The sequence below is a fragment of the Oenococcus sp. genome (genome assembly GCF_047725585.1).
Classification (GTDB): Bacteria; Bacillota; Bacilli; order Lactobacillales; family Lactobacillaceae; genus Oenococcus; species Oenococcus kitaharae_A.
In genome coordinates, this window is the sequence record NZ_JBDNNF010000010.1 from 1 (window position 1) to 5,074 (window position 5,074).

General features: G+C 40.1%; 2 protein-coding genes. Both read right to left on the minus strand.

The genetic code is table 11. The features are described 5' to 3' along the window. Window positions 1–111 precede the first annotated feature (111 nt). A complete protein-coding gene (locus ABF487_RS09060; RefSeq protein WP_415635086.1) occupies window positions 112–1,725 on the minus strand; it encodes a type I restriction-modification system subunit M in 1,614 nt (537 codons plus the stop codon). A gap of 13 nt (window positions 1,726–1,738) precedes the next feature. Continuing rightward, complete coding sequence (locus ABF487_RS09065; protein WP_415635087.1) at window positions 1,739–4,930, minus strand: type I restriction endonuclease subunit R; 3,192 nt, start codon at window positions 4,928–4,930, stop codon at window positions 1,739–1,741. Window positions 4,931–5,074: the final 144 nt, after the last annotated feature.

Consider the following 5,074-nt stretch of genomic DNA (forward strand, 5'->3'; position numbering starts at 1 on the left):
GGAGTACCGCCTGAATAACTATCGGTAAAATCGCCTAACTTACGCTTTTCCCAAGCTCCACTGAATCCTTGAAAACGCAATTCAGGAATATTTTTATTTTCTCCAACCATATTACTTAATTCCCTGCTTTGTTGCTGTTGCATCAATATTCGTTTTGACTAATTGAGCTTCCAAAGATTGAAAATCAACTAGATTTTCAGAAATTTCTTTATCAATATCTGCTAATTCATTTTTGACCTGCTCCAAATCAATTTCAGGTTCAGCTTCAAAGGTGTCAACATAGCGTGGGATGTTGAGATTGTAATCGTTACTTTTGATTTCATCCATCGAAGCAACATGCGCATATTTATCAACATCTTGGCGATTTTTGTAGGCATCAACAATCTTGTTAATATTAGCTTCAGCCAGACGGTTCTGGTTCTTGTCTTTTTCAAAATCTCGAGAAGCATCAATAAATAAGACATCATCAGTCGTTTTATGTTTCTTCAAAACCATAATGAGAGTCGGAATACCGGTCGAATGAAAAATATTCGCTGGTAAACCGATAATGGCATCAATACGATTATCTTCCAATAATTTCTGACGAATTTTGCCTTCAGCCGCACCACGAAATAAGACGCCATGAGGGAGCACAATCCCCATGGTTCCCTTTTCCTGCAAATGATAAAAGCCATGCAGCAAAAAAGCAAAGTCAGCCTTAGACTTCGGTGCCAGCACCCCATAATCCCTAAACCTAGGATCAGCTAGACGACTGTCACTATTGTTCCACTGAGCAGAGTATGGTGGATTCATCACGACAGCATCGAAAAGATAAGGTTCATCTGTTGGCCAGTCTTTCGATAAAGTATCGCCGTTATTTAAGTGCATATCTTCATAGGACACACCATGAAGCATTAAATTCATACGTGCCAAGTTAAAAGTGGTCGTGTTTAATTCTTGTCCATGATAACTGACCAGACTTGGATCAGCCACATGTTGGCCAACATTTAGTAACAAAGAACCAGAGCCAACTGCCGGATCATAAATACTGCGAATTTGGGCATCTCCAGAATCTCTCTTATAAGTCACAATCTGCGCGATAATATCAGATACTTGCCTGGGCGTATAAAATTCTCCCGCTTTTTTACCAGAATCACTAGCGAATTGGGCAATCAGATATTCATAGGCATCCCCTAAAACGTCCCCATTGTGTGCCGTCAAATCAATATTATTCAAAGCCAGCATCGTATCGCTGATAACTTGGTTGCGTTGTGACAAACTGCTGCCTAATTTATTACTAGTCAGATCAACATCCGCGAACAAACCGGCAAAATCCTGCGCAGAGCGTTGGCCGATCGTCGAATTTTCAAGGTCATGAAGTGCCTGGGCAAGATCATCAAGTGCGAACTTATGCATCCGGATTTTTTCAATCAAACTGGAATATAAAGCATCTGCTTCAATTGAATAGCCAAGGCTATTTTTGATATATTCAAGAGCTGAATCACGAATCGTCACACCACTCATCTGGAAATTCGGATCCATGTATTCTTGATAAGTCTTTTCAATATCTTGATCAATGCCGGCCCATTTGCCAAAAGTTGATAATACTTTTTCAGACAAGAATCGATAAAAAATCAGGCCTAACAAATAATTTTTATATTCCGAAGCATCCATTTTGCCTCGAAGCACATCAGCTGCACTCCACAGCGCTGACTCCAATGAACTTGCACGATTATTACTTTCCATACCTTCTCCTAAATTATTTTGTAAGATAAGCCGCTAAATCTTCAGTGATGAAGTTGCGCCAGGCGTTTTTGGCTTTAATCCGATAAATCGGTAGCGGTCCGTTAAACTGCAAACCTGCTGCATCTTGTTCTTGAGCTGCCTTGGCCTTGTCGACATCTGCAGACTCCGTTAATTCCTGCTCGTGTTCCCAGACATCACTGTCAATTGGATGTTCATTAGCCACTCGAAGCAATGCACTAGGTTTTAGACCCCATAAATAGGCAAAATGTTCTACTTTGTTTCTAATTTGTTCTTCCTCATATTCAGCATTTAGTTCTTTGGCGATTAAAGGCCGGACAGGCAAGCCCTTAGCGTGATTAATCTTATTTTCTGCTGACTGTTTTTGAGCATTTGCCCATTCAGCTCTTAGAACCTCGGCCTTCATAGGATGACCATCTTTAGCGAATTGATTGATTTTCTCCTGAATATCCGCTTCTGATTGAAGGTAGTCACTCATATTTTCTTGAGCTAATTCCTTATTCAGGTATTTTTGCTGCTGGTCTAGCCAATCTTGGATCAGATCTGTGATGTAATCATAGTCGACCAAAGTGACCGATCCGACAGAGAGCGAGAAATCCAAATTAGAAAGTGGATCGTCATCTGATGGTTGTGGCGGCAGTTCTGATTTAATCCGATTAAATTTACCAGCATAGTGTTGTACCTCATCTTCGACAAGTCCAAAATTTTTCTGACTATCTTCCCAAGTAAAATCGGTATACATGGAAAGCGAATTAAGCTGCGTATTCATTTTCCTGAAAGCTTTGACAAAGGCAACTTTATCGGCAGTGCCTTTCAAATCATCGACTGCGTCAGCTATTGGCGCGATGGTTTTTAACTCTGTGACTGTTTCTTTAAATTTGGCAACAGCTTTTGTATAGCTAGGACGTGTAACCAGATCAAAGGTGCCTTCCCCACTGTAAAGCTTGTAGGCTTCTTCTTCGTTAGCTTCCATCGTTGCTGGCATACGGAAAGTAACAATCTGCCCTTCCTGTTTTAGTTCTTTATCCTGCAAACGATTTGTACGCGAATATGCTTGGATCAATTCTTGATGTTCCAAGACGCGATCTACAAAAAGTGTGTTCAGCCTTGGTGCATCAAATCCTGTCAAAAGACGTTTAACTACGATGACTAAATTAATTTCCTGATTCTTCGTCAGATGGGCATAAGAATCTTCACGCCGGGCCGCGCGTTTGGCAACGTCTTCGTTATATAAAGCCAAAGTATCTAGATCAAAATGCGTCCCGTATTGCTGGTTATAATCTTTTAGAACCGTAGACATTTGCTGACGATTGACATCACTTTGATCGTCATTCTCTGTCAAAGAATAAGTAATGGCGATTCTAGGCCAGTCAGGATCCGCTTCGTTTTGATACTCTGGATCGTTTTTCATAGCCTTAAACAACTGATAATATTGCTGAGCTAATTTGATCGAGCTAGTTGTTAAGATGGCGTTGAAATTGCCATGACCAAGACTCGTTTTCCGGGAACCGTTTTTCAAAATATAAGCCGCCACTTGGTGCCGATGCTCATCTTTTTCAAAATCTGTTTTGACTAAATATTTTTCTAATTCTAAATCAGTTAGTCTGCGTACCTGCTTTTTAACATTCATAAGGTCATTAGTCGTGACCGGCTGATTTTGCTGGAAGCGTTTTGCAGTTATCTTCTTTTTTTCTTCTTCAAAAGCTCGCTTGACTAATGTGTCTTTATTAATCGTGTTGACATGTTCCACATTAAAAGGCAGTACAGCTTGGTCTTCCAAGGCATCGCGAATGTTATATGTATGACAGACAGGACCGAAAAGTTCTTCAGTAGTGACAGCCAAGTCCCCTTTAATAGCTTTTTTATTCTCTAGGAAAATCGGAGTTCCTGTATATCCATACCAATTACTGTTATAAAAAGCCTCACGAATTTCTTTTTGCATCTTGCCGAACTGTGACCGATGTGCTTCATCGACAAAGAAAACAATTCTTTTTTCAAATAACTTTGCCCAGCGAGATTGTTTGCCTTCTTGGATAGACTCTTGTTGACGCTGCACAGCACGATGCATTTTTTGGATAGAGGCGATCAAAACTTTACTGTCGTTGCTCAATAACTTTTTGATTAAATCAGAGGTATTCTGCGCCTCGTTAACCTGCATATCATCATTAGCAGCATAGGCGGAAAAATTACTGGTTGTTTGTTCATCTAAATCTTTTCGATCAAGCAGAAAGATGACACGATCGACTGATGGATCTTGTGCTGCCAATTTAGCTGTCTTATATGAAGTCAATGTTTTTCCCGAGCCAGTCGTATGCCACACGAAACCATTTTTGTGTTCATGAATGCGTTCCATAACGGCTTGAATCGCATAAATTTGATAAGGACGCAACAGAATCAGGCTTTTTCTCTCTTCATCCATGACTGTGTATTCACTGACCAACTTGTGTGCCATGGGAATATTTAAGACTTGCTGGGTGAATTTCAGACCATCTTCAACTGGCTTGTTATCTCGTGTACGCCAATGAAAAATGAAAGAATCATTGAAATGTCCCGGCTCACAGTTAGCAAAATAGGCAGAGCTATCAGGACTCATAATGACAAACATTTGCAGTAAAGAATAGATACCTGTGTACTTGCTTTCCGCTGCATATTTTTTAATTTGAGTGAACGCTTGACCAAGTTCGACAGTTGATTTCTTGAACTCGAGTTGGATTAGAGGCAGACCGTTAATTAATAAAGTGACATCAAAACGACGATCCTGATCATCACCATTTACATTAGTTCCCTTGGGACGGATAGCCTGACGCACAATTTCATAACTGGACTTACCACCAGCTACATCAGCTTTCCAAAAAAGTTCGAGCGTCACTTTATCCAGCTGAGCATCATCACGCTCTATCACGATTTTACCGATACCATTTTCGGCAGCAAGCAATTGAGCAGCCTCATATGGCGTCTGAACCTCTATTGCTCTTTGGACACGACCAAATTCCTGGTCAGTTAATGGCTGACCCTGCAAAACAGCGTAATTGTTATTATTTATTTTTTCGCGTAGATTTGCCCAAAGCTTTTCAGGAGTCGCTTCATACAGATCTTTACGCTCGACCCACTGATTATGCCCAACAGTCAGCTGATTTACGACTTCTTTTTCAAAATCCAATTCAGCTTTCGTCTTATAGTTTGCCATTCTCTCCCCAAAATAAAATACTATTTTGATTATATAGTTTTTATCAGAAATCTAATACTCGGATTTTTGAATAGCAATTTTTTGATGTCTATTTATTAGTAAAAAAATACACGCCCCTATAAATCGAACTTGCTTTCCCCTCCC

Coding starts and splice junctions, on each gene's coding strand:
- ABF487_RS09060 (WP_415635086.1), bottom strand. CDS start 1,725: ATGGAAAGTAATAATCGTGCAAGTTCATTGGAGTCAGCGCTGTGGAGT.
- ABF487_RS09065 (WP_415635087.1), bottom strand. CDS start 4,930: ATGGCAAACTATAAGACGAAAGCTGAATTGGATTTTGAAAAAGAAGTC.